At 72.3% G+C, this 23,290-nt stretch carries 20 protein-coding genes; 12 read left to right on the top strand and 8 right to left on the bottom strand.

Translation table 11 applies throughout. The features are described 5' to 3' along the window. Positions 1-64: 64 nt before the first annotated feature. On the bottom strand, positions 65-1,039 hold the full coding sequence (locus tag ACYVOM_RS32320) for a LacI family DNA-binding transcriptional regulator (protein ID WP_460307345.1): 975 nt from the start codon (positions 1,037-1,039) through the stop codon (positions 65-67). A 216-nt stretch (positions 1,040-1,255) separates the two neighbouring features. On the opposite strand from ACYVOM_RS32320, the gene ACYVOM_RS32315 reads away from it, so the two are divergent. The 3 genes from ACYVOM_RS32315 (at position 1,256) to ACYVOM_RS32305 (ending at position 5,039) form a co-directional block, all read left to right on the top strand. Further along, entirely contained in the window at positions 1,256-2,989 is a 1,734-nt protein-coding gene (locus ACYVOM_RS32315; protein ID WP_460307344.1) for a glycoside hydrolase family 3 protein, read from the top strand. 362 nt (positions 2,990-3,351) lie between these two features. After that, a complete protein-coding gene (locus ACYVOM_RS32310) occupies positions 3,352-3,699 on the top strand; it encodes an anti-sigma factor (protein ID WP_460307420.1) in 348 nt (115 codons plus the stop codon). Next, positions 3,669-5,039, top strand: coding sequence for a sensor histidine kinase (locus ACYVOM_RS32305; protein ID WP_460307343.1), 1,371 nt, complete (start codon positions 3,669-3,671; stop codon positions 5,037-5,039). The genes ACYVOM_RS32310 and ACYVOM_RS32305 overlap by 31 nt, the downstream gene beginning before the upstream one ends. A gap of 93 nt (positions 5,040-5,132) precedes the next feature. Here ACYVOM_RS32305 and ACYVOM_RS32300 read toward each other — a convergent pair whose 3' ends face one another. Genes ACYVOM_RS32300 through ACYVOM_RS32290 form a run of 3 tightly spaced genes read right to left on the bottom strand, consistent with a single transcriptional unit; the run spans position 5,133 to position 7,908 of the window. Then, positions 5,133-5,882 carry an SDR family oxidoreductase gene (locus tag ACYVOM_RS32300; RefSeq protein ID WP_460307342.1) on the bottom strand — a complete coding sequence of 250 codons (750 nt, stop codon included), beginning with the start codon at positions 5,880-5,882 and terminating at the stop codon, positions 5,133-5,135. Then, positions 5,879-7,066, bottom strand: a complete 1,188-nt coding sequence (locus tag ACYVOM_RS32295; protein ID WP_460307341.1) for an NADH:flavin oxidoreductase — start codon at positions 7,064-7,066, stop codon at positions 5,879-5,881. The genes ACYVOM_RS32300 and ACYVOM_RS32295 overlap by 4 nt, the downstream gene beginning before the upstream one ends. Before the next feature lie 14 nt (positions 7,067-7,080). Next, positions 7,081-7,908, bottom strand: a complete 828-nt coding sequence (locus ACYVOM_RS32290; RefSeq protein ID WP_460307340.1) for an SDR family oxidoreductase — start codon at positions 7,906-7,908, stop codon at positions 7,081-7,083. A 96-nt stretch (positions 7,909-8,004) separates the two neighbouring features. Between ACYVOM_RS32290 and ACYVOM_RS32285 the strand changes: the two genes are divergently transcribed. From ACYVOM_RS32285 to ACYVOM_RS32250, 8 genes are all read left to right on the top strand, one after another. Continuing rightward, positions 8,005-8,616, top strand: a complete 612-nt coding sequence (locus ACYVOM_RS32285; protein WP_460307339.1) for a TetR/AcrR family transcriptional regulator — start codon at positions 8,005-8,007, stop codon at positions 8,614-8,616. 262 nt (positions 8,617-8,878) lie between these two features. Further along, on the top strand, positions 8,879-9,028 hold the full coding sequence (locus tag ACYVOM_RS32280; RefSeq protein ID WP_460307338.1) for a GPGG-motif small membrane protein: 150 nt from the start codon (positions 8,879-8,881) through the stop codon (positions 9,026-9,028). Positions 9,029-9,518: 490 nt separating this feature from the next. Then, on the top strand, positions 9,519-9,920 hold the full coding sequence (locus tag ACYVOM_RS32275; RefSeq protein ID WP_460307337.1) for a VOC family protein: 402 nt from the start codon (positions 9,519-9,521) through the stop codon (positions 9,918-9,920). 190 nt (positions 9,921-10,110) lie between these two features. After that, positions 10,111-10,521: a hypothetical protein gene (locus tag ACYVOM_RS32270; RefSeq protein ID WP_460307336.1), complete on the top strand. Its 411-nt coding sequence runs from the start codon at positions 10,111-10,113 to the stop codon at positions 10,519-10,521. Between the two features lie 187 nt (positions 10,522-10,708). Continuing rightward, positions 10,709-11,071 (top strand): ArsR/SmtB family transcription factor, encoded by a 363-nt coding sequence (locus ACYVOM_RS32265; RefSeq protein ID WP_460307335.1) that lies wholly within the window; start codon positions 10,709-10,711, stop codon positions 11,069-11,071. Then, positions 11,068-11,559, top strand: a complete 492-nt coding sequence (locus ACYVOM_RS32260; RefSeq protein ID WP_460307334.1) for an SRPBCC family protein — start codon at positions 11,068-11,070, stop codon at positions 11,557-11,559. The genes ACYVOM_RS32265 and ACYVOM_RS32260 overlap by 4 nt, the downstream gene beginning before the upstream one ends. Positions 11,560-11,561: 2 nt before the next feature. Next, positions 11,562-12,125, top strand: coding sequence for a dihydrofolate reductase family protein (locus tag ACYVOM_RS32255; protein WP_460307333.1), 564 nt, complete (start codon positions 11,562-11,564; stop codon positions 12,123-12,125). A 55-nt stretch (positions 12,126-12,180) separates the two neighbouring features. Continuing rightward, positions 12,181-13,401 (top strand): ATP-binding protein, encoded by a 1,221-nt coding sequence (locus tag ACYVOM_RS32250; protein WP_460307332.1) that lies wholly within the window; start codon positions 12,181-12,183, stop codon positions 13,399-13,401. 415 nt (positions 13,402-13,816) lie between these two features. Here the strand turns inward: ACYVOM_RS32250 and ACYVOM_RS32245 are convergent, their stop codons facing one another. The 4 genes from ACYVOM_RS32245 to ACYVOM_RS32230 form a co-directional block, all read right to left on the bottom strand. Further along, positions 13,817-14,173: a hypothetical protein gene (locus ACYVOM_RS32245; protein WP_460307331.1), complete on the bottom strand. Its 357-nt coding sequence runs from the start codon at positions 14,171-14,173 to the stop codon at positions 13,817-13,819. A 148-nt stretch (positions 14,174-14,321) separates the two neighbouring features. Then, the gene (locus ACYVOM_RS32240; RefSeq protein ID WP_460307330.1) at positions 14,322-19,127 is read right to left on the bottom strand and encodes a DNA-binding protein; all 4,806 of its coding nucleotides are present in this window, start codon (positions 19,125-19,127) and stop codon (positions 14,322-14,324) included. Positions 19,128-19,974: 847 nt separating this feature from the next. Next, positions 19,975-20,778, bottom strand: coding sequence for an ArsR/SmtB family transcription factor (locus tag ACYVOM_RS32235; RefSeq protein WP_460307329.1), 804 nt, complete (start codon positions 20,776-20,778; stop codon positions 19,975-19,977). Positions 20,779-20,891: 113 nt separating this feature from the next. Continuing rightward, positions 20,892-21,605, bottom strand: a complete 714-nt coding sequence (locus ACYVOM_RS32230) for a PaaX domain-containing protein, C- domain protein (protein WP_460307328.1) — start codon at positions 21,603-21,605, stop codon at positions 20,892-20,894. Between the two features lie 63 nt (positions 21,606-21,668). Here ACYVOM_RS32230 and ACYVOM_RS32225 point away from each other — a divergent pair, with 63 nt between their 5' ends. Further along, positions 21,669-23,282, top strand: a complete 1,614-nt coding sequence (locus ACYVOM_RS32225) for an acyl-CoA dehydrogenase family protein (protein WP_460307327.1) — start codon at positions 21,669-21,671, stop codon at positions 23,280-23,282. The last annotated feature ends 8 nt before the right edge of the window (positions 23,283-23,290 follow it).

Genomic DNA, 23,290 nt, shown 5'->3' with positions numbered 1-23,290 from the left:
TGCCTCGTCGTCTCCCGCGGCCTCCTCTGACCGTGAGAAGAGGCGGACCGCCTTCGTTCGGCGGTCAGGCCGAGGTCCGTACGATGACGTCGGCGGCGTTCAGCGGGGCGGGTGGCGGCACCGGCTCGCCGTGGAGCGCGGCGACGATGCGGCCGATGAGGTCGGCCGCGTTGCTGGAGGGGTCGCCGACGGCCACCGTGGTGAGGGACGGCGTGTAGAGGGCGGCGAGGGGATGGTCGTCGATGCCGATCACCGCGACCTCGTCCGGGACCGAGACGTCCAGGTCCGCCAGGGCCGCCAGGACGGCGAAGGCGGTCTCGTCGTTGTAGGCGCAGATTCCCGTGGCTCCGGCGTCCAGCAGCGCGGCGACGGCGGCGCGTGCGGCTTCCCGTCGCGCCGGCACGGCCTGGGAGGGCGAATCGGAGAGGCCGAGCTCCCCGCAGGTCGCCTTCACGTCCTGGTGGCGCGAGGCGTCGAAAGCGGCGAGCCTGGGATCGGGTGTCCCCGCGTAGGCGACGACGCGGTGGCCGCGCTCCGCCAGGTGGCGTACCTGGAGTACGGGTGGCCGCTCCCCCACGGCGGCGTCGGAGAGCGCCACGACGACCGGGGCGTTGAAGGCGCGCAGGTAGGCGCTCTCCTGCGGGTCGGGCTCGGTGAGGTGCAGGACCGCCGCGGGGGCGAGTTCGTTGGCGGGGTGCCGGACCTTCGCGGCGGGGTCGTAGCCGAGCTGCCACACCAGATTGAGGCCTCTCGCGCGCAGCCCGTCGGCCAGCGGTTCAAGATAGGGGGCATAGCTGGGCGGGACGATCGGCGCCCGGTGCGCGAACAGGATGAGATCGCTGGCGCCGCGGGCCAGGGCCCGCGCCGGGGCGTAGGGCGTGTAGCCGAGACGCGCCGCCACCGCCAGGACGCGTTCCCGCGTCTCCTTCGGGATCGTCTGTCCCGGCTTGTCGTTGAGCACGTAGCTGACGGTCGCGGTCGAGACCTCAGCCTCCCGTGCGACGTCCGCGCTCGTGACCCGCTTCGGTCGCCCGCCCATCGCGATTCCCTCCTCGGCGCTGCTTGACGCCTGTGTGACGCGACATTAACTTATGCGCCTAAGTGATACTACTTGCGCGCTTAACCCAAGCTCACACCCCACCCCTTTCACCGCAAGAAGTACGAAGGGTCGCATTGGCCTCCACCCACGCCGAGCCGTCCCCGGCACCCTCGCCATCCGCCCCATCCGATCCGTCCGCTGAACGAAGAGAAGAACATGACCTACCGCGATCCCGCAGCCCCGATCGACGCCCGCGTCGAGGACCTGCTGTCCCGCATGACCCTGGAGGAGAAGGCGGGACAGATGTTCCACACCATCCTCCTCATGGGCCCCGACGGAGAGCTCTGGGAGGGTGAGAGCCCGTTCGGCGCCCTCTCCACCGACGCGTTCGTCTCCGGCAGGCTGATGACGCACTTCAACGTGCTGCAGGTCGCCTCGCCCGCGAAGATGGCGGGCTGGCACAACCGTCTGCAGGAACTCGCGTCCCGGACCCGTCTGGGCATTCCGGTCACCATCTCCTCCGACCCGCGGCACAGCTTCACCGACAACCCCGCCACCGCGCTGTTCTCCGGCGCGTTCTCCCAGTGGCCGGAGTTCCTCGGCATGGCCGCCACCCGCGACGCCGAACTCGTCCGCGCCTGGGCCGACATCGTCCGCCAGGAGTACCTCGCCGTCGGCATCCGCGTCGCCCTGCACCCGATGGCCGACCTCGCCACCGAACCCCGCTGGGCCCGCGCCGTCGGCACCTTCGGCGAATCCGCCGAACTCGCCGCCGAACTCGTCGCCGCCTACATCCGCGGCCTCCAGGGCGACGAACTCGGCCCGCACAGCGTCGCCGCCATGACCAAGCACTTCCCCGGAGGCGGGCCCCAGAAGGACGGCGAAGACCCGCACTTCCCCTACGGGCGCGAGCAGGTCTACCCCGGCGGGCGCTTCGACCACCACCTCATCCCCTTCGAAGCGGCGTTCGCCGCGGGGACGTCGCAGATCATGCCGTACTACGGCATGCCCGTCGGGACCGAGCTCGAAGAAGTCGCCTTCGGCTTCAACCGCGGCGTCATCACCTCCCTCCTACGCGAGAAGTACGGCTTCGACGGCATCGTCTGCACCGACTGGGGCCTGCTCAACGACATGGAGATCGGCGAGACCACCGAAGTCGCCCGCGCCTGGGGCGTCGAGGACCTCACCCCGCGCGAACGCGCCCGCAAGGCCCTCGACGCCGGAGTCGACCAGTTCGGCGGCGAAGCCTGCCCCGAACTCATCGTCTCCCTCGTCCGCGACGGCGACATCACCGAAGAGCGCATCGACACCTCCGTCCGCCGCCTCCTGCGCGAGAAGTTCCGCCTCGGCCTCTTCGACGCCGCCCCGCTCGACCCCGAGAAGGCTGCCGCGACCGTCGGACGGGCCGACTTCCGCGCGGCGGGCCGCAAGGCCCAGCGCCGCTCGATCACCCTCCTGAAGAACGACGGCGTCCTCCCGCTGCGCCCCGGCGCCCGCGTCTACACCGAAGGCATCGACCTCGGCGCCGCCTTCCCGGCGGCGTCCTCACCCGACGAGGCCGACGCGGCAGTGCTGCACCTGACCGCGCCCTACGAGGCGCGCAGCGGCAACTTCCTGGAGGCCCTCTTCCACGCGGGCGACCTCTCCTTCCCGCAGGAGGAGATCCAGCGGGTGACCGCCATCGCCTCCCGCGTGCCGACCGTCATCGTCATCCACCTCGACCGCCCCGCCGTCATGCCGGAGATCGACGCGGCCGCATCAGCCGTCCTCGGCGAATACGGCGCCGACGACGAAGCCCTGGCCGCCGTCCTCACCGGTGCCCACCAGCCGGAAGGCAGACTCCCCTTCGACCTGCCCTCCTCCATGGCGGCCGTCAAGGCAGGCCGCCCCGACGTCCCCCACGACACCGCCGACCCCCTCTACCGCTTCGGCCACGGCCTCACCTACTGAGCGGCCCCGATCGTCCGGCGGAACTCTCCGGCGCGCTCGCGCCGCTGAGTGACCGCCCCGAAGGTCGCGGACAGTGCTCCCGCTCTCGGGAGGAAGCCGTCGTGCATGCGCAGGCATGCAACCGTCGGGGGCTGCACCGATCAGTCTTGAGCACTCGATGCCACCACAGAGCTGGAGCCTCAGGATGGTCCACCACAAAGTCGAAGAATGCATCTACCACCTCGCGGAGCCCTTCCCTGCCTGCCGGGGCCCGGGCGAACAGCTCATCGAACACGTGATCAGGGATCGACCGGACCACCGGCGGCCTGATCTGCGGCCGTAGCCGGGCACGACGGTAAGGCTGCGCGGACTCCACGACCGATCTGCCGGCCGCCCCCAGCCTCCACGCCTACGAACTCTGGCTCATCGGCCCCGCCGGAGCCCGTCCCGCAGGACTCCTCGACGGATCCAGCGACCCCAGCCTCACCCCGCCGCTCACCGACACCACCCACATCGGCCTCACCATCGGACCCGCCGGCGGATCACCGGCCCCCTGCGAACCGGCACTGCTCCCCCGCAGCGGCCGCCTGTCGGGGATTGACGCTCTCTTCACCATCGCTTGTCCGCCGGTGGGCATGAGGGATGAAGAGTCGTGTCCTCGCTGTGCGGGCGGAGGTGCGTCGGGAACACGGGAGCGGGGATGGGTGGCTGGTCGATCCGCGTGCGGCTGACCGTGCTCGCCACTGTGGTGATGACCCTGCTCTGCGTCCTGGGGTGCGTGCTGATCACCGTGTTCAACTATGAGCAGGCCGGGGTGTTCCGGGCCGAGCAGATCGAGGCGTCCGCGCTGAAGACCGTCCACCTGATCAAACGGGGCGCCCTCACCACGGTGCTGGCCGACCCCGGACCGCCCACCACCGCGCTCCAGGTCGTCAACGCCCGCGGCGAGGTCGTCGCGGGGACCGGGGCGCTCGGCACGCAGGACCGGCTGTCCAGGCTCGTCCCCCCGAAGGACGACACCACCCGAGATGGCACGATGTGCAACGTGGCCGACACGCCCGGGTGCCTGGTCGTCGCGGTGTTCCGTGTCTACCAGGGCGACGGCGACTGGTACGCGTACGCGTTCGGTGAGCCGGTCCCCTGGTACATCAGTGTCCAGTTCGTCGGCCAGCTGCTCACCTGCTCGCTTCTGCTGATCCTGCTCACCGCATGCGGGACCGCTCTGGTGGTCGGGCGGGCGCTGTCTCCGGTGGAGCAGATCAGGCGGGACGCTGCCGAGATCGGCGACCACGTGGCCGACCGCAAGGCCGAGGGCCGCCGTGTCCCGCTGCCCGCCCACGATGACGAACTGCGGGCGCTGACGGTCACCGTCAACGCGCTGCTGGCCCGCATGGAGGAGTCGATCCAGCACGAGCGCCGGTTCGCCTCCGACGCCTCCCACGACATGCGCAGCCCCATCACCGCGATGCGCATGGAACTCGACGACGCCTTCGACAACCCCGACGACACCGACTTCGAGGAACTCGCCCACCGCGTGGCGGGCAGCGTCGACCGGCTGCAGCGGCTCGTCGACGACCTGCTCGCCCTCACCCGCCTGGACGCGGCGGCGCCCGCGGCCCGCGAACGCCTCGACCTGGCCGCACTGGTCGGCGCCGAGATCACGCACCGCGAGCCGGACGAGCGCGTCGAGGTCCACGCCCAGCATGTCCTCATCGACGGCTCACGCTCCCAGCTGTCCCGACTCGTCGCCAACCTGCTGAACAACGCCTGCCGCCACGCCGACCGGCACATCCGCATCCACATCTACCGCGACGGCGACGACGCGGTCCTCGACGTCGACAACGACGGCGACACCATCCCCGCCGAGCAGCGCGAAGCGATCTTCGATCGGTTCACCCGCCTGAAGGACTCCCAGACCAAGGACAAAGGCGGCAGCGGCCTCGGCCTGGCCATCGTCCGCGAGATCGCCACAGCCCACCACGGCACCGCCACCGCCACCACCTCCCCCCTCGGCACCCGCCTGCGCATCCGCCTCCCTCGCACCACCACCCCACCCCCAGACGAGCCCTGACGAACAAGCCCAACACGCGGGCACCACCCCGGAAGGACCCGCGCCCCGCCCTCAGGTCCCGCCGGGTATCCCGGCGGGACCTCGGTGCGCTGGTCAGAAGGATGAACCGGCGGTCATGCCTCCGTCCACGACGAACTCGGCTCCGGTGGAGAACGCCGACTCCTCGCTCGCGAGATAGACGACCAGGGCGGACACCTCTTCGGGCAGCCCCATGCGCTTCAGGGTGCTCGCCGTCAGGTCCACGTCGGCGACGCCGTGCTCGGCGGCCATGCCCGCGATCATCGGGGTGTAGATCGCGCCGGGGTGCACGGAGTTGACGCGGACGCCGTGCTCGGCGAGTTCCAGCGCCGCGGACTTGGTGAAGCCCCGCAGCCCCCACTTGGAGGCCGTGTATCCGTGCATGCCGGACACGCCCTGGAGGCCGGCCGCCGAGGAGATGTTCACCACCGAGGCGGGCCGGGCGGCGACGAGCGCGTCCCTTGCCGCGCTCAGCCCGAGGAACGCGCCGGTGAGGTTGACGTCGAGGATCCGGCGCCACTGCTCGTCGGTGTACGCGCCGAGGGGTCCGCCGTCGAGGATGCCCGCGTTGTTCACCAGGACGTTGAGGAGCCCGAACCGCGCGAGGGCGGATTCGATGGCCGCCGCCCAGTCGGCGGCGCTGGTGACGTCGAGGTGGACGTAGAGGCCGTCGATCTCCTCGGCGAGTGCGGCGCCGCGCTCGTCGGAGACGTCGGCGACGACGACGTGCGCGCCCTCGGCGGCGAAGGCCCTGGCGTGGGAGGCTCCCATGCCGGAGGCCGCTCCGGTGATCAGCGCCACTCGCCCTGCGAGCCGGCCGGTCACCGGGTCTCCGCCAGGACGCAGTGCGTGCCGGTGAAGATCGACGGCATGCACTTGTTGCAGTGGATGCACAGCGAGCGGGCTGAGGAGTCGGCCTGCATGCGGTTCAGCAGGCCAGGCTCGCGCAGCAGGGCGCGGGCCATCGCGACGAACTCGAAGCCCTCGGCCATCGCCTGGTCCATCGTCGCCTTCTCGCTGACCCCGCCGAGCAGGATCAGCGGCAGGTCCAGGGCCGCGCGGAACTGGCGCGCGCTCTCCAGGAGGAAGGCCTCCTGGTACGGGTAGCTGCGGATGAAGTGCTTGCCGACGAGCTGGACGCCCAGCTTGACCGGCTGCTTCATGACGGCCGCGAACTCCCGCAGCGGAGCCTCGCCGCGGAAGAGGTACATCGGGTTGAGCAGAGAGCTGCCCGCGGTCAGCTCCAGGGCGTCGAGGCTGCCGTCGCGCTCCAGCCACTGAGCGACCTGGAGGCTCTCATCCAGCCAGAAACCGCCGGGCACGCCGTCGTCCATGTTGAGCTTGGCGAGGATGCCGATGCGATCGCCGACCGCCTCGCGGACGGCGCGGGCGATGCCGAGCGGGACCTTGGCGCGGTTGGCGAGGGAGCCGCCGAACTCGTCCTTGCGCTTGTTGAGCTTGGGGCTGAGGAACGAGCTGGCCAGGTAGTTGTGGCCGAAGTGGATCTCCACGGCGTCGAAGCCCGCCTCGATCGCCATGAGGGCGGCGTCGGCGTGCGCCTTCGTGACGCGCTCGATGTCGTCCTTGGTGGCGCCGCGGACCAGGGCGAGCGCCTGCGGGTTGAAGAAACGCGCGGAGCTGATCGCCGGCAGTCCGTTGGACTTGCCGTTCGCCACAGGTCCGGCGTGCCCGATCTGGGCCGAGGCGGCGGCGCCTTCGGCGTGCACCGCGTCGGTGAGGCGGCGCAGCCCAGGCAGAGCCTCGGGCCGCCAGTAGATCTGGTCGCGTTCGGTACGGCCTTCCGGGGCCACCGCGCAGTAGGCCACCGTGGTCATGCCGACGCCTCCCGCGGCGTGGGCGCGGTGGAACTCGATCAGTTCGTCGCTGACAAGGGCACCTTTGGTCATGCCTTCGAAGGTCGCGGCCTTGATAGTGCGGTTGCGCAAGTTGACGGGGCCGAGCTTCGCGGGGCTGAAGACGTCGGGGATCGTCGTTTTCGGGGTGGTCATCGCGGGGCTCCGGTTCAGAAGGTCATGGCGGTGGGGTAGGCGTCGGGGCGCATGGCGGCGTCGGTGCCGCCGTCCACGTAGAGGATCGTCCCGGTGGTGTAGCGGGCCTCCGGGCGCAGGAACTGGTGCACCCAGAAGGCGATGTCCTCGGGCTCGCCGAAGATCCCAAGCGGCATCGGGGTGGGGAACGCGTCGGCGTCCAGGTCCTCGCGGCGGCCGGTGGAGCCGAGCATGAGCGGGGTGATGACGGCGCCGGGAGCGACGGCGTTGAGCGTGACGCCCTTGCGGGCCCACTCCTCGGTGACCGCCGTGCGACGGACCCAGCGGCTGACGGCGAGTTTGGAGGAGGCGTACGCGCCGATCGACGGCACGAGGTCGGTGATCTCCTTCGGCATCGCCGCCTGCGCCTCGCGGGCGCGGAGCCTGGCGGCCTCCTCGTCGCCGGACAGGGCGAGCCCGACCAGGTCGTCGTCGACGAGCGGCACGGTGGAGGCCGAGTTCGAGCTGATGACCACGGCCCGTCCGCCGCCTCCGCGCGCCAGGGCGGGGCGCAACGCCTCCAGCAGGGTGGTCTGCCCGAAGTAGTTGATCGAGATCACGGCCGCGGCGTCGGCCATGTTCGGGCCGACGCCGGCGATCGCGGCGACGCCGTCCAGGGTGTCGCCGCACTCGGCGAGGATCCCCTGGGCGGCCGCGGCGCGGCCTTCGGGGGTGGAGAGGTCCGCGATCACCTGGGCGTCGCGCAGGTCCACCCCGATCACGGTGTGCCCGGCGTCGGTGAGCAGCGCCGCGGTGGCGGCGCCCATCCCCGAGGCCGAGCCGGTGACGGCATAGGTAGCCATCGGTCATCCCTTCTCTGGGGGTCCCGGGGTTCCCGGGCCATCATCAGTCAATCACTGATTGAATGATGGTTGCGCATCTTGTGGTCCAATGGCCAGATGCCAGAGGAGACTTCTTCGACCCGTGACCGCCTGCTGGCCGCCGCAGAGCGGTTGTTCCTGTCCAAGGAGCCCGAGCGGGTGTCCGTGCGGGCGATCAACGCCGAGGCAGGTCTCAATCCCGGCGCCGTGCACTACCACTTCGGCTCCCGGGAGAACCTCGTCGCCGCCCTGCTGGAGCGTGAGCTCGTGCCCGTCTGGGCGGATCGGCTGGGTCCGCTGGCCGAGCGCTCCCAGAGCGACGCGGCGGCCGACACCCCGTCGGTCCGCGACCTGGTGACCGCGCTGGTGGAGCCCTTCGAGGACCTGGTCAGCACCGAGAAGGGCCGGATGCTGTGCCACCTTCTGGCGCGGGCGACCCTTCAGCGCCGGCGGATGCCGATCTCCTCGCCCTGGTTCAGCTCGACCCCGTTCGAGGTGATGCTCGGCCGGGCCCGACCCGACCTGTCGGTCCGCCAGATCTCCGACCGCTGGCGGCTCGCCTTCACCCTCCTGCTGGAGATCTACGGAAGCTCCCTCGCCGCGGGGCCCAGCGAGAAGCCGCCGACCATATCCGGCGCCGCCATCATCGACTTCCTGACCGCCGGCCTGGACGCGCCGCCCAGCGCCTGAGATCAGGCCGGGGCCGCCACCTCGGGTCGCGGCCCCGGCGTTCGTCAGTGGTGGGCTCCGCCGTCGATGCGGATCTCGGTCCCGGTGAGGAACGCGCCGTCGTCGGATCCGACCCTTCCGTCCCGGCCCGGCGCCGTCGGCGCCGGTCAGACCCCCGCAGGGTCCTTGCGCGGACCGGCGAAGCCACTGTGATGCGGGTCGCAATTCCGGATCTGTCGGATAGGGACGTTTACCTGATTGGGGAAAGGGCTATAACGAATACATGCTTACTCTTTTGTGGCTGATTGCAGTGGTCCTGGTGATCTACGGAATTTACGTGCTGATCGCCCAGCGCAATGTCCTCCTGGGCATCGCCCTGATCGTCATCGGCCTGCTCGTCGGGCCAGGCGGCGTCAGCATCTTCAACTTGTAGGCACCAGGGCATGAACCCCGCCCGGCCGAGTGGAGGTCCCACTCGGCCGGGCCCTGTCATTTCACCCCGGAACCTCGGAGACAGATCAAGCCGACCGCAGAGGGCACGAAATCCGTGGCGATCGCGAATTCGACCGCCCGTGCTCTTCGGATGAAGCGACCGGTGACATGGGCAGGGAATGACGACTCCGATATAGCACCGTGATCGGCGAAAATGGGTCGTGATGTGGGCCAAGGTCCCTCATCGCACTAGCGACCAGACCCCGCTCAGCGATGTCGCCGCCTTCCGGCCTGGAGATCTCCCCTCGCGAAGCGCGGCCGCGCTCGCGTGGCCGACCTGCCGGGACGGGTGACGTCGGTCGCCCTACGGGTCGGGCGAGAGATCCGGGAAGCGCCCAGGCAGGCGAACCGGCGGCGGTTCGGGTCTTGACCTCGAGTTCGGTCGAGGTTCTAGCGTCGGGGGAAGGCCGGCGGAGAGAAGGAGAGCGATCGTGTCCGATCAGCACATTGATTCCGGAGTGCGACTTGATCACACGGTGGTGAACGCGAGCGACCGCACCGTGTCGGCGACGTTCCTCGCCGGCATCCTCGGGCTGAAGGTCGGCGCGCCGACGGGCCCCTTCGTGCCCGTCGTCGTCGACGGAGGACTCACCCTGGACTTCTACACCTACACCGGCGGTCCCGTGCAGAGCCAGCACTACGCCTTCCGGGTCCCCGCTGCGGAGTTCGACACCATGATCGACAGGCTGGAGCGGTCCGGCGTCACCTACTACGCCGATCCCCGCCACACCCGTCCCGCGGCCGTCGGCGAGCACGGCGGCTGGCGCAACGCCTACTTCGCCGACCCGGACGGCCACAACATGGAGATCATGACCTACCCCTCCGAAACCTGAGAGGCGCCGAGGGACATCCCGGGACCGGCGGAGCCTGGTGGCCGCCTGCCGCCGCCCGAGTCGACGACGGGCAGGTGGCGGGCTTCATCACGATCCGCTCCCGGCGCCCAAGGTCCCGCAAGGCACGGACTTTCGTCCCAAGGTCGCCGACCGCCCGTCCCGCGGCGCTCTCTGATCGTAAGGTTCAGGGGTGGCGATGGATGAGGCGGTCGAGTTCGTCGTGGGTGAAGCCCTCCAGGATCTGGCGGCGGGCCGGTGGCGCACCTCCCGCACGGACCGGCTGAGCGCGAGTCAGCTGCGCCAAGCGCTGGCGCCCTTTGCGGGGCCGCGCCCCGAGGAGCCGTTGCGCGGCCGGCTGGAGGCGCTCCGTGAGGGCCTGGCCGCGATCGCGATCGCGGTCGCGTCCTGCCACGGACCGATGGCCTGGTGCCTGAGCCGGTGCATGCTCGCCTTCAACCCCATCCTCGGCTGGCGGTCGCTGGCGGCCGACGACCGGCACTCCTTCGGCACCACCATCCCCGCCCCCGGCCAACTCGCCGACGCCGAACAGGCCTTCTCCCGCCTGCACGCCTTCCTCTCGGACTCCCAACACTGGAGCTGACCCACAAGACGCTCCTCCGCGGACACGGTCCCGACCGCCCGTCGGCGGCCGTGTCCGTTACGGATCTCTTTCCGACGGTCACCACGTGAACGCCCAGGAGCTCAGGGAAGCGTCCAGGCGCATCCCCTTGACGGCATCGCCCTCTCCGATACGCTTAACATGGTCGTTAAGTGAAGGGAGGCTTCGCATGGCCGGCTCCGATCAGCTCAGCGCGGTGTTCGCGGCGCTCGCCGACCCGACTCGACGGGCGATCCTCGCCGAACTGGCCGAACGCGACGCCACCGTCACCGAACTCACCGCTCCGCTCTCCATCTCGATGCCCGCGGTGTCCCGGCACCTGAAGGTGCTCGAACACGCCGCGCTCATCTCGCGGTCCCGGTCGGGCAAATGGCGCGCGAGCCACCTCGAACCCGCCCCCCTGCGCGAGGCCGCCGACTGGATCGACCACTTCCGACGGTTCTGGGACTCCTCCCTCACCCGCCTCGACGCCCACCTCGCCGCAGTGCAAGCCGCCGAACGGGCGACCGACGACCCCAGGGAGGTCGAATGAACACCAGAACTCCGCAACTCGTCATCTCGCGCGTGTTCGACGCGCCGCGCGACCTCGTCTACCGGGCGTTCACCGACCCCGACCACCTGGCGGCGTGGTGGGGTCCGGCCGGGAACTCGCTGCCGCGCGACGAGATCGAGTTCGACGTGCGCCCCGGCGGCCATCAGCGGTGGACGGAGGTCAACGCGGCCGAACCCGGCCTTCGCGTGCGCGTCCACTTCGACCTCACGGGCGTCGTCGGCGGCGCACTGCTCGAAGGCGTCATGCACGTCGGCGGCCGGCTGCCGGAGGGCGTCGAGGCGTTCGAGACGAGGCTCCGCATCGAGTTCCATGACGAGGCCGACGGGCGGACCCGGCTGGAGATCCGCCAGTGGCTCCCCGAACACCTGGCGCACCCCAGCGAGAACGGCTGGCGCCAGGCGTTCACCAAGCTGGACGCCGCGCTGACGAGGGTCCAGGCCGTCGCAGCCGATCACCGAGAGGCATAGGCATGGCAAAGCTCATCTACGTGACGAACGTGTCGCTCGACGGCTACATCGAGGACGAACGCGGCGTGTTCTCCTGGCTCCCCGGCGACGACGAGGTGTTCGCGTTCACCACCGGCGTCCTGCGGTCCGCCGGCACGCTCCTCTACGGGCGGCGCCTGTACACATCGATGGCCGTCTGGGAGACCGACCCCGCTCTGGCCGCCCGGTCCGACCTCACGGCCGACTTCGCGAAAGCCTGGAAAGCCCCGCACAAGATCGTCTACTCCACGACCCTGGCCACGGTGCCGACCGCCGACACCCGGATCGAACGCCACTTCGACCCCGCCGCGGTACGGCGCCTGAAGGCCGAGGCCGACAGCGACCTCACGATAGGCGGCGCGAACCTCGCGACCCAGGCCTTCAAGGCCGGCCTGGTCGACGAGTGCCACCTGTTCATCTGGCCGCTCGCCGTAGGCGGCGGCAAGCCGGGCCTGCCGACCGGCACCCGCACCGACCTCGACCTCCTCGACGAACGCCGCTTCCCCAACGGCGTCGTCCACCTCCACTACCGCACCCTCGAACACTGAACTTTCGTGCAGGTCAGGGGTTTTCTATGCTGGGAGGGACTGCGAGGGGGCCGACATGGACAAGGTGGATTTCAGGACGTTGTTCGACGTCGCTCCGGTGGCGCTGGCGCTGATGTCGCCGGAGTTCGACTACGTTTCGGTCAACCGGGCGCATGAGCGGCTGTTCCGGCTCCCCCGCGAGGAGTGCGTCGGCCGGAACGTCTTCGAGGTCTTCCCCGGGCGCGCCTGGCCGCAGGGGGCCGAGAGCCTGCGGGCGGCGTTGGAGCGGGCGCTCGCCGGGGAGGAGGGCGACGTCCTCACGCTGCAGCGGTACGACATCGAGGTGCCCGGCGGCTCCGGCGAGAGCACCGAGCGGTACTGGATCGTGGCCGCCACGGCGTTCCCGGAGCCGGACGGCACGATCGGCGGCGTGGTCGTGCGGGTCCAGGAGGTCACGTCGTCCGTCGACGGGATCGGCGCGGGCGGCCTGTCCGCGTTCTCCGGAGCCGGGGCGACGCACGCGGCGGCCGTCGAGGCCCGGCTGTTCGCCCAGGCCGGGGAGCTCCAGGAGATCAACCGCAGCCTCCGCAGCGCCGGGGACCAGGAGCGGCGGATCTCCGAGGGGCTGCGGGAGATCGTGCGGCGCCAGCGCGAGGCGGTCGCCGACACCTCCCACGACCTGCGCGGCCCCGTCACCGGCCTCCAACTCCGGCTGGAGGACGCCCTGGCCGACCCCGACGCCGACCCGCGCGCGATCCTGCGGTCGGCCCTGCGGGACGCGGAACGGCTCGGCGACATCATCGGCGACCTCCTCCAACTGGCCCGGCTGGAAGAGGGCGCGGCAGTCCCGACCGAACCCGTCGACCTGGCCCGCCTGGTGCGCGACGAACTGGCCCGCTCCGACCCCGGGACCGCCACCACCACCCACCTGGACTTCGGCGTCGTCGTGAACGCCTCCCCGATCCGCCTGGCCCGCCTCGTGGGCAACCTGCTGGCCAACGCCGAACGCCACGCCCGCTCCCGCGTGGAGGCCCGCGTCACCGCGCAAGGGGACACGGCAGTCCTGGAGGTGATCGACGACGGCCCCGGCATCCCCGACGCCGACAAGGAGCAGGTCTTCACCCGCTTCTACCGCCGCCCCGACGCCCGCACCGCCGACCCGGGCGGCAGCGGCCTGGGTCTCGCGATCTCCCGCGAGATCGCCGAATCCCACGGCGGCACCCTCCACGTCACCGACCGCCCCGACGGCTCCCCCGGCGCCCGCCTGGTCCTCCGCCTCCCCCTGCCCCGCCCCTGACCGCCGACCCCGCCGCGGCGTCAGCCCTCCGCCGGAGGGGGAGGGTTCCGGCCGTACCGCTCGGCCAGGGCGGCGCCGATCGAGGCCAGGTGGGCCCGCACTCCCGTCGGGGATCCGCCGCAGGTCTCGCGGAACCCCCTCGTGGCCGACGCTGTGGGCAGTCGTCTTCTGAGACCGGAGTGATCTATGGCCGGCCTGCGGTGGGGCACCGCCGTCCTCGTCTGCTGTCGCGTGATGCTGTCCGCCTGCTCGGGGGAAGGTCCTCCCGGACCGGAGCCGTCGGGCGCCGCCGAGGGGCGGACGTGCGCCGACAGGGTGGCGGCCTGGGAACTGGCACGGTGAGCGGCGGCGCGGCAGCCGAACCTGTGTCGTTCGCCGTCCGGTAGCCGCCGACATCGGGGCGTCGGTGGGGTGGTCAGCGATTCAGGACGATGGCGCAGAAGCCGACGCCGCCGACCGCCCAGGGCGTCGAGGCGTCGGCGAGGTCCGGGTGGCGGGCGGCCGAGACGACGGCGTGGGCCAGGGACTCGTCGGGGAACGCGCCGGTCAGCGTCAGACCGGAGAGGGCCGACCTGCCGACCACCTCGCCCGTCTGGACCGCCCACGCGGCCGTGCCGAGCAGGCGCGTCCCGTGCGGGCACGGCAGGTGCGCCGACGCGTCGCGGCGCTCGTCGGCCGCAGCGCGGTGCGCGAGCGCGGTGTACCCCTCCAGCGGATCGCCGCACAGGCCGTCGGGCATGTCCTCCTCCCCCGCCACCACTTCTGCCCGCACCCGGCGACCTCCCCGCTCGACGCCCAGTGTGCGCCCGACCCCGTCCGACGCCCCAGGGACTCCCGCCCACGCCTCCCGGGACACCGACGCAGCCCGCACCCACGCCCCGGCCCCGGGCGTGAGTGCGGGGCCGCGGGCGGGGCCGGCGTCAGGGTGCCGCAGGCCCGGGTGGGGGCTCCTCAGCGGGGAGGTGCGGGCGGTCGCCTTCGGTGATCCGGCGCCAGGCGCGACGGTACACGTCGGCGACGGGTTCGGTGGGCACCACCGTGGTCAGCGGGGCGGCGCCGCGGGCGGAGAAGGGGTACAGGGCGTGCTTCCACTCCTCCATCGGCACCCGCGGACCGGGGGCCTCGGCCCACGGGCAGGGCAGGAAAAGGCCCCGGCCCGCCTTCGGGCGGCGGACCATCACGACGAGGTCGGTGGCGGCGAGCTCTTTGCGGGCCGCGGCCAGGCGGGCGGGGCGCCAGCCGGTCCAGCGGGCGGTGTTCCGGTCGGTCGGATCGGGCATCGCCAGCAGCATGAGGTACACCGCCGCGGCGTCCCGCGAGACGCCGCACCGTTCGGCGGCCTCGGCGACGACCCCCGGCACGGAGCGCGAGGGGTCCTGGGGGTACCAGGTGCCGTCCTTGAGCCGGTCGCCTTCGGCGGGGTCGCCCGGATCGGCGAGCAGCGCCGCGAAACGCTCGTCGAGCGCCGTCCGGAAGGCGATCTCGACGGCGTGCGGCAGCTCGGGCTCGCCGCGCAGCAGGGGCAGCCGCGGCTCCTCCGCGAGACGCGCGGCCAGAAGGCCGGGCCGGTACCGGGGGACGCCCGTCTTGAGGAGGATCGCGCCGTACCGCTCCCATCCGTCGCCCTTCTCCTCGGGGGCCTCTCCCGCCGCCTGCTTGAAGTCCGCGATGTCGATCTGGTCCGGCAGCCCGAGGACGAGCCCCGGGTGGGCGAGGCGCTCGCGCACGGCGGCGAGCCCTTCCGGGAGCAGCTTCCGCAGCCGGTCGCCCGCGGGCAGCCGGTGCGCCAGCCAGGCCAGCGACCGCACCGACGATTCCAGCACGTCCGCGGTGAACCCGTCCCTGACGACGGGCTCGAAGCCGTAGCCGCGCGGCTTGAACTCCAGGTCCCGGGAAAGGCCCGGGGAGTTCTCCGGGTCGAGCACCGCGCGCAGGTGGCGTTGCGCCCCCGTCCCTGATCCCAACTCCTGCTCCGCCTTGGTGAGCAGGTCCTCGGGCACCATCGTGCGCCACGGCACGCTCCGGTTCCACACGTCGGCGGCGGCGGCGACGTCCGGGCCCCGGCTCCACAGCAGTGCGGGGTCGGCGGGCAGCAGCGCGCCGACGAGCGCGCGGCGCACCTTCCCCGGCAGGGTCCGCAGGGACGCCTGGGCGGCCTCGGTCTCGGCGGCGTTGCGGCCGAGCGCCTTGCGCACCCCGTCGAGCTGGGAGGAGCCCGTGTGTCCGGAGAGGCCGATGAGGCCGGACACCACGAGCCCGGCGACCGTCGGCGTGGCCCCGGTGAGCCGCGCGAACTCCTTGGCCGGACCGGCGTGCCACGGGGCGGGCCCCTGCGCGTCGAGCAGCGCCAGTGTCGCCGCGACGGGAATGCCCGCGGTGTTCTCGGCGTAGGGGAGCACCTTCAGGACCTCGTACTCCCCCGGTGCCTCGAACCCGCCCGACGGGTCGTGGCAGACCGCCCAGTACTCCGTCGGCGCGCCGTTCGCCCCCTTCTCCTCGCCCACGACGGCGAAGAACGCCCCGCCCTCGCGCTGGTAGCCGCGGCGGGGCTCGCGCTCGGCCTCCTCCGTCCGCGGCCGGACCCTGAACAGCCGCCAGGCGGCCGGGTCGGCGTCGACGAGGCCGGCGGCGTCGAGCAGGGCGAGCAGTTCCCGCAGGGCGGCCCGGCTGGGCTCCGGCACGATCCCGGTCGCGGCCAGCAGCGTGAAGGCTGCGAGAGCGTCGGGCGCCCAGGTGAGGTCGAGGTCCTGGACGGGCAGCTCGATCCACGCGCCGGCCTGCCCGTACCTGCCCTCCCTGAACCCGGCGAGCCTCCACAGCAGGTGGGCGGTCTCGGTCGTCCGGCTGCCGAAATAGCGGCCGCTCTGGTCCTCGCGCAGGCCGTCGACGGCGCGGAACACCGCGTGGTCCCCCGGCGACGCCGGACGCTCGGCGGGAAGGCCGGAGACCGGCCTGAGCACGTCCTCGACGTGCTTCGCCACGTCCGTCAACTGAGCGGCCAGCCGCATCGCGTCGACGACGGCGCGCGCGACGCCCTCGATCAGCACCGTGTCGCCCACGTCGGGCAGTTCGGCGCGCACGCGCTCCTCCACGGCCTCCTGCGGCCCCGCCATGAGACGCGCCGCGAGGTCCCGGTCGACGCGGCGCAGTGCTTTCGAGCCGCGCTCGTCACGCGGCCGGAGCCTGACCCAGTAGTGCGCCGGCGGGATCCGGAACCGCTCCCCGTGCCCGCCGGACATCCAGGTCTCGGCGAGGACGAGCCCGTCCGGACCGATCAGGTGGCAGTAGGCGAAGTTTCCGTCTCCGCTTCGGGCGAGCGCGCGCGGCGCGTCGTCCCCAGGCAGGGTCAGCGGCCACAGCGTGTCGTATCCGGCGACCGCGGGGGTGGCGCGGCCCGCGAGGTCCTCGCCGCGCGCGGTGCCGTCGGGCAGCCTGACCGTCCGCTGCCCGAACAGCCCGCCGACGACCGCGCCGACCGGGGTCGGGCCGTCCTCCGGGAGGGGCGCGAGGAAGCCGTCGAGGAAGGCTTCGCCGGGCTCGGCGAAGAAGTCGGGCATGCCGGGCTCGGCGGGCCGCCCGGTGCCCGGGTCGAGCCTGTGCCAGAAGGGCCCCTCCGGCTGCGGGACGCGCGCCCAGAAGGCCTCGCCGTCCGAGACGAGTTCGGCCGAGCCGGGCGCCGCCGCCTTGCCCGGGCGGATCACCGAGGTGCCGGTCAGCCGGCCTCCGTCCGGCGCTTCCAGGCTGATCCTCGGGAACCTCCAGGTGCCCTTCAGGACCTGGCGGTTCAGGTGGTCGCCCGCCAGGCGCAGCACCCTGTGGGGAGCGGTGTGCCAGTACCCGGAGATCTCGCCGTCAACGGCCCTCCACTGGACGAGCAGCCTCCCGTCCACGTAGCGAAAGCCCGTCGGGCGGCGGGCGGGCACGTGCAGCTCGTGGTCGAGGACGACGCCGGAGCCGTCCAGGACCACGGCGCGCCTGTCGTCGGCGAGGACCAGGTAGGGCCACTCCTCGGCGATCAGCGGCGTGCCCGCGCCGTCCGGCGGGAAGAACCCGGCCATGGCCTCCTCGAAGGCCGGCCAGACGAGCTCGGCGAAGAGGCCGCCGCGCAGGGTCCTGGCCAGCAGGTCCGCGGGGTCCACGGACCGCAGCGCGGTGCGCGCCTCCGCGCCGGCGGTCCGCAGGATCTCGGGGCGGAGCTCCTGCAGGCCGCCGAGCCGGACACCCCACGTGGGCAGATCCGACCCGGCGACGCGCCCCGCCCGCTCGACCGCGAGCCCCCGCACATGCGGGCGCAGCGCGGGGGCCTGGTACAGGACCCGCTCATGGTCGGGCCCGTGGTAGTGCGCCCTGCTGATCTCGTCCCGAAGGCCCTCGGCGAAACGCGGGTCGGCGCCCAGCGCGGCGAGATCGCGGCGGTTCTCGTTCGCCGTCCACTCGGTGAGGGACAGCCCGCGACGGGACGGGCCCGCGACGGGCAGGCCGAGCGCGAGCAGCAGATCGAGCAGCTCGGCGCTCCTCGGCGCGGCCGGCGGAGCGCCCCGCTCCGCGATCTCGGCCCGCAACCGGCCCGCCAGCGGCGTGATCAGCGTCTCCAGGGGCATCGACCTGCCCGAGAAGTCCTCGCCGAGCGCCTCCAGCAGGCACTCGAGGAAGTCGACCGCGCCGCCCTCCCCCGCTTCCCCTTCCGCGAGCAGCGACGCCGCGCCGCTCGCCTCCAGGACGCCGATCCAGGTCTCGACGAGCCCGGTCCTGGTGCGCCAGGTGGCGCGGAAGGTGAGGTGCCGCAGGACGGCGGGGGTGAGGTCGAGGACGACGCGGCGGATCTCCGGGCGCTCCGCGGCCAGCGCCTTCAGGGTCGCCTGCTGCTTCGTCCACCAGTTCTGCGGCGCGAGCGCGGTGGCCGGGAACGTCAGCAGTTCGGCGAGGTGGTCGCGCTCGATCCGGCCGGTGTCCGCGGACGCCGCCTTCGCGAGCCGCCTGACGTCCGACGCCATCGACACCGCCGGAGGCACGCCGCCCGACGTCCGGCGCACGGCCAGCCGCAGATACCGCGCCAGGGCCTCGTCCGCGGGGAGGCGCAGGGCGAGTTCCCGGGAGTGGTCCGAGAGCGAACCCGAAGGGAGCAGGCCCGTCAGGGAGAACTCGGTGAAGACGTCGTCGAGCCTGTCCCAGTCGATCGGCAGGCCGTGGACGTCCTCGGCCTTGCGGGCCGCGCCGAACATGCGGACCGCGCAGGCCGGCTGCCGGGCGGCGACGAACTCCCTGGCCGCCCGCTCGAAGTACGTGGGCAGGAGGTGCGGCAGCGACTCGGCGAGCCGTTCGCCGAGTGCGAGGAACCCGTCGAGCGCGGCCTGCGGGCGGGCCGCCGCGAGGCCCGACAGCCGGTCGATCTCCGGGAGCAGCGCGAGCGCGCGGGGCGCGTCCTGCGGATGGTGCACCAGCACCCACTCGGGGAACGCGACGCTCCGGCCCGCGCCGAACCCGACGACCTCGGCGGGCCCGAAGCGCTCCAGGCCGTGAAAGGCCGCCGCGGCGTCCTCGGCCGCGCCGGTCCGCTCCGGGACGAGCCGGACGACCGTGCGCCCGGGAAGGCCGGGCCGCCGGTAGGCGCGGGCGGTGACGGGGACGCCCTCACCCGGGTCGGCGGTGTCCGGGTGCAGGTAGGCGCCCGCCTTCAGGTCCTGGGCCGTCGCGCCCTCGGACGGGTCGTCGATCGTCTCGTTCATCGGTTCTCCCCTCGCGCGACGGCACGCCGCCGCGGCGCTCGCTGCCCATGACCCGGACCCGGATCTCCTCCGGGGCGGGCACGGCGAACGCAGGGCGGGGGATCTGCGATACGCCTTCACCGCGGCGTCTCCACCGCGACGGTCCGCCGACCGGTTCCCGCTTCCGCGGCGCACCCGGTCGGCACGACTTCGATCAGAACCTAGCGGCCGCCACCGACAGTTCACGCGGCGACGAGACGAGGCGCAGCGAACCAGGCCCCGCGACCGGTCCGTCTTTTGCGCGCGTCGAGGGCCCCGGCGGTGTCCGCCGGGGCCCAGGGTTTGCGGGTACTACACCATCCGCCGGTACGTACACCGGCTTGCATGTTCCGCGTTCACCGGCCGAAAAGGCCCGGTGTGCGGGGATCGCGAATGCGTGACCGAGAACCACCTTCCAATCTGATGGGACTGCGGTACCCGCCCGGCGAGACGAACTGCCTGCGACGGGCGATCCGACGGCGTAAGACCCTTCCCTTCTCCTCTGATCTTTCACTTGCCGTTATGCACCAGCGGTGACTGCACTTGCCTTTTCTCTCGGCGACGCCGCCCTGCCCACGGCCTTCGCACTGCCGGCCGCCGCGCGGGCGTCTCGTCGTCGCAAAGCCCCTACTCCACAGGCTCGGCCTTGCGACGTACCGCCGTACTGCGTTTCCTGCCCCGGCAGTTCGTCATCTGCCGGGTATCTCTGATCTCGTTTCTCGCTACGACAGGAACTCTACCCACACCAAGCCCCAATGTCTACACTGGCCATCATAGATTTCCTCTAGGGAGCAGGGGAGGCCGCGAGATCCGGCGCGAGGCGGGACCGTCAGGAGTCGTCCGGGAGCGGCTCACCGGTCTCCAGCAGCGTCTTCAGGCTCGCCACCACGCCCGGCCAGCCGTGCTGGACCATCTCGGCCATGCCCGATCCCGCCTCGAAGCCGTCGTGCACGACGGTCAGCTTCACAACCGGCCCCGTCTCCTCGATCGTGAAGGTGACCTTCGAGCGGGCCTCGGCGGAGAGCCGGGCGAGCAGCTCGTCGTCCCAGCCGAAGCGCTTGGCAAGTTCCGGGGTGATGGTGTGCCAGGTGTAGGAGAGCCGGCTGTAGGGGTCGGCCTCCAGCACGACCTGCTCCGGGTCGCTGATCAGCACGCCGTGGTTGTCCCAGGTCATCGGTGAGCCGACGGACCAGTCCGTGGTGAACTCCGTGGCCCAGTACCGGCGGGTGAAGGCGGGCTCGGTCAGCGCCTGCCAGAGCTTCTGCGGAGTGGTGCGGATGTAGGTGGTGTAGACGAAGGTCGGCGCGTCCATCGTGGTCTCCTCCAGCGCGAGTTTCAGGTCCGCCAGGGCATCGACCCTGGCGCGGTCGTAACGGCTGATCCACCGGTGGGCGATCTCGTGCACGGGCGCGGCGTTGAGGTAGTGCAACTTCTCCCGCCCGCGGCGCACGGTCGCGACGAGCCCTGCCTCCTCCAGCACCGCGAGGTGCTTGCTCACGGACTGCCTGGCCATGTCGAGCCCCGCGCACAACTCGCGCAGCGTCTGCCCGTTGCGTGCGTTGAGCGAGTCGAGCAGCGCGCGCCGGCTCGGATCGGCCAGCGCCTTGAAGACCTCGTCCATGTCCGTTCTCACACCCCGGTCCCACTCCCCGATATGCAGCCATTCGGCTGCCTTTAACTTAGGCAGCCAACCGGCTGCCTGTCAAGGCGCGCATCCGCGGCCCGCTGCGCGCGGACCGAACGCGGTCAGGCGGTGGAGGCGGTGCGGAGGAAGGCTGCGAGGTCTTCGCGGAAGCCGGCGTAGTGGGCGCGGAGGGTCGGACCGGGCCAGGGCTGCGGCAGGAGGGCGGGGGGAAGCAGGGGGTCGTCGCGGAGGTGGCGGAGGGCGGCTGCCGAGATCACGAAGCGCGCGCGGAGGTCGGCGGCCTCCTCGAAGGCCGCGTTGAGGGCGCGGGCGCGGGTGTCCCAGGCGGGCAGGTCCCACAGGCGGGCGGCGAGCGCGACGGGGTCCGGCACCGTCGCGTCGAGGCGCAGGCAGGCGGGGAACTCCGGGAGCGGGCGGGCGAGGTTGGCCGGCCGGGTCCAGACGCCCTCGCGCAGTTCGGCGAGGCCGAGCCCGGCGAGGTCCTCGCGGAGCGCGGCGCGGTCGGCGGCGCCGCGCCGCTCGGCGACGACCACGAGCATCTCCCAGGAGCCCTCCCAGGCGACGGTGCGGGGTTCGCGGCCGTCGTCCTGGCGGCGCTGGCGCTCCACGAGCCGGTCGGCGAGCGCGTAGCCGCGCTCGGTCTGCACCAGGTCGCCGGCCGCGACCATCCGCGACAGCGCCACCCGCACCGTGCCCTCCGCGACCCCGAACAGCTCCCCCACCCTGACGAGGTGACGCGCGGCGAGCCGCGGCGGATGGGCGCCCAGCAGCGTGCTGAGGACGACCGAACGGGCCGTGAGCGGCCGGAACTCCATGCCGGCGACCCTACCGCCCATTACAGTCTTCACACACGTGTCGAAGAGATGTAACGTCCGGGGATGGACACGGCTCAGAGGTACGCCACCGAGCGGTACCGGGGCGCCGCGGCGCTGAACTGGTACACGACCGACCCCACCTTGCGCACGGCCCTGCGCCCGCACCTCGGCGACGCCCGGTCATGGGCGGAGGCGCGGCTGACCGAGGCGGGCGCGCTCATGAGCGGCCTCGTCGAGACCTGCGCGCGCGAGACCGACCGGAACCCGCCCCGTCTGGAACGCTACGACCGGTGGGGACACGAGGTCGGCGAGGTGGTCATGCCGCCGTCGTTCGAGACGGCCAGGGCGGCCCTCATCGAGGGTTCCTTCTCGCGCCCGGAGTTCGTGGCCGAGGCCCGCACGCGCGGCGCGCACCCGATCGCGCTCGGCATGGCCTGGAACTACCTGCTCTACCAGGCCGACATCGGCATGGGCTGCGCGCTCGGCACCGGCGGCGACATGGTCGTCCTGCTGGCCGAACGGTTCGCGCCCGACGACGTCAAAGCGCGCGTCCGCGAGATCTTCGCGGCCGGCATGTACTCCGGCGAGGCCGCCCAGCTGCTCACCGAGCGGACCGGCGGCTCCGACCTCGCCGCGATGGAGTCCACGGCGGTGCCTTCCGGCGACGCGTGGGAGCTGTCAGGAGTGAAGTGGTTCGCCTCCAACGCCGGTGGATCGGCGTTCGTGGTGATGGCGCGGGCCGGCGGCCAGGTCGCGCCCTTCCTGGTGCTGAAGGAGCGCCGCGACGGCTCGCGCAACGCGGTCGTCGTCCGGCGGCTCAAGGACAAGCTCGGCACCCGCTCGGTGGCCTCCGCCGAGATCGAGTTCACCGGCGCCGAGGCGTTCCTGCTCGCACCGGCCCGCACGGAGGGCGAGGGCGGGACCGGCGACGGACGCGGACTCGGCCGGATGATGGAGCTCACCAACGGGGCGCGGCTCGGGATCGCGCTGATGGGTCTGGCGTGCGCGCGGCGCTCCCTGGTCGAGGCCGTGCTCTACACGCGGGCGCGCGAGGCGTTCGGCGGACCGCTCATCGACAAGCCCCTGGTGCGGCGCAAGCTCGCCGAACTCATCGTCGACGTCGAGGCCGCGCAGGCGCTCGTGTTCGACGGCTTCCTGCACCGCCAGCGACTCACCCCTCCCCTCGCGAAACTACGCGCCGCCCGCCTCGGCCTGACGGCCGCGAGCGACGCGCTGGAACTGCACGGCGGCAACGGCTACATCGAGCAGTGGCCGATGGCCCGCATCCTGCGCGACGCCCAGGTCAACCCGATCTGGGAGGGCGGCGACAACATCCTGTGCCTCGACGTGCGCCGCGCCCTGCGCAAGGGCGCCTACGAGGAGTTCCGGGCGCGCATCGCCGAGACCGGCGCCGACGTCCCCCTCACCGACCTCGACAAGGCCGTCGCCGCATGGCACGCCCTGCCCGACGACGTGGCCGAGGCCCGCCTGCACCCCCTCGCGACCTTCCTGACCGACGTCCACACCGCCTCCCTCCTCCAACGACACGGCCGCCCCCTGGTCGCGAAGCTGTTCACCGAACGCCGCCTGCACTCCCCCGGCCCCCTCCGCGGCATCGACGCCCCCGACGACCTCACCCACTTCGACACCCTCCTCCAGGGCGCCCTCGCCACCTGACCGCAGGC

The organism is Actinocorallia aurea, assembly GCF_054783995.1.
The sequence above is the reverse complement of the archived record's forward strand: the minus strand, read 5'-3'. Positions and strand labels throughout refer to the sequence as shown.

Excerpts from the sequence above, each read along its gene's own strand:
- ACYVOM_RS32320 (WP_460307345.1), bottom strand. The coding sequence starts at position 1,039 with ATGGGCGGGCGACCGAAGCGGGTCACGAGCGCGGACGTCGCACGGGAG.
- ACYVOM_RS32315 (WP_460307344.1), top strand. The coding sequence starts at position 1,256 with ATGACCTACCGCGATCCCGCAGCCCCGATCGACGCCCGCGTCGAGGAC.
- ACYVOM_RS32305 (WP_460307343.1), top strand. The coding sequence starts at position 3,669 with ATGGGTGGCTGGTCGATCCGCGTGCGGCTGACCGTGCTCGCCACTGTG.
- ACYVOM_RS32295 (WP_460307341.1), bottom strand. The coding sequence starts at position 7,066 with ATGACCACCCCGAAAACGACGATCCCCGACGTCTTCAGCCCCGCGAAG.
- ACYVOM_RS32290 (WP_460307340.1), bottom strand. The coding sequence starts at position 7,908 with ATGGCTACCTATGCCGTCACCGGCTCGGCCTCGGGGATGGGCGCCGCC.
- ACYVOM_RS32285 (WP_460307339.1), top strand. The coding sequence starts at position 8,005 with ATGCCAGAGGAGACTTCTTCGACCCGTGACCGCCTGCTGGCCGCCGCA.
- ACYVOM_RS32280 (WP_460307338.1), top strand. The coding sequence starts at position 8,879 with ATGCTTACTCTTTTGTGGCTGATTGCAGTGGTCCTGGTGATCTACGGA.
- ACYVOM_RS32265 (WP_460307335.1), top strand. The coding sequence starts at position 10,709 with ATGGCCGGCTCCGATCAGCTCAGCGCGGTGTTCGCGGCGCTCGCCGAC.
- ACYVOM_RS32260 (WP_460307334.1), top strand. The coding sequence starts at position 11,068 with ATGAACACCAGAACTCCGCAACTCGTCATCTCGCGCGTGTTCGACGCG.
- ACYVOM_RS32255 (WP_460307333.1), top strand. The coding sequence starts at position 11,562 with ATGGCAAAGCTCATCTACGTGACGAACGTGTCGCTCGACGGCTACATC.
- ACYVOM_RS32250 (WP_460307332.1), top strand. The coding sequence starts at position 12,181 with ATGGACAAGGTGGATTTCAGGACGTTGTTCGACGTCGCTCCGGTGGCG.
- ACYVOM_RS32240 (WP_460307330.1), bottom strand. The coding sequence starts at position 19,127 with ATGAACGAGACGATCGACGACCCGTCCGAGGGCGCGACGGCCCAGGAC.
- ACYVOM_RS32230 (WP_460307328.1), bottom strand. The coding sequence starts at position 21,605 with ATGGAGTTCCGGCCGCTCACGGCCCGTTCGGTCGTCCTCAGCACGCTG.
- ACYVOM_RS32225 (WP_460307327.1), top strand. The coding sequence starts at position 21,669 with ATGGACACGGCTCAGAGGTACGCCACCGAGCGGTACCGGGGCGCCGCG.